Origin of the sequence: Nocardioides malaquae, from assembly GCF_015070385.1 — a bacterium.
In the GTDB taxonomy this organism is placed as follows: Bacteria; Actinomycetota; Actinomycetes; order Propionibacteriales; family Nocardioidaceae; genus Nocardioides; species Nocardioides malaquae.
Map to the genome: position 1 here is coordinate 1 of NZ_JADCSA010000789.1, position 252 is coordinate 252.

Consider the following 252-nt stretch of genomic DNA (forward strand, 5'->3'; position numbering starts at 1 on the left):
GACCAAGAAGAATGTCTCTTTAGGTGAGGATTTCATGCTCCACTATCCTTGCCATAGTCTTCATATTACCACACCAGCAGTCCAAACTGTCCTTCCTGCCTTCATCTGCTGCGGAACCAATGTTCTTGGTTGCACACAGGCCAACCACAGGATAAGTAAAAGTAACCTCAATCACGCAGAGCAGTTGGATTTCCTGCATCAGCTTTACCTCATGTGCTATAGGTAACGCTGTTTGAAGCTCTTGAACGTATC

Annotated in this window: 1 protein-coding gene; it reads right to left on the bottom strand. The window is 45.6% G+C overall.

All coding sequences use genetic code 11. The features are described 5' to 3' along the window. Window positions 1–19: 19 nt before the first annotated feature. On the bottom strand, window positions 20–252 hold a 233-nt coding region (locus tag IEQ44_RS17370; RefSeq protein WP_227487679.1), incomplete at its 5' end, for a hypothetical protein.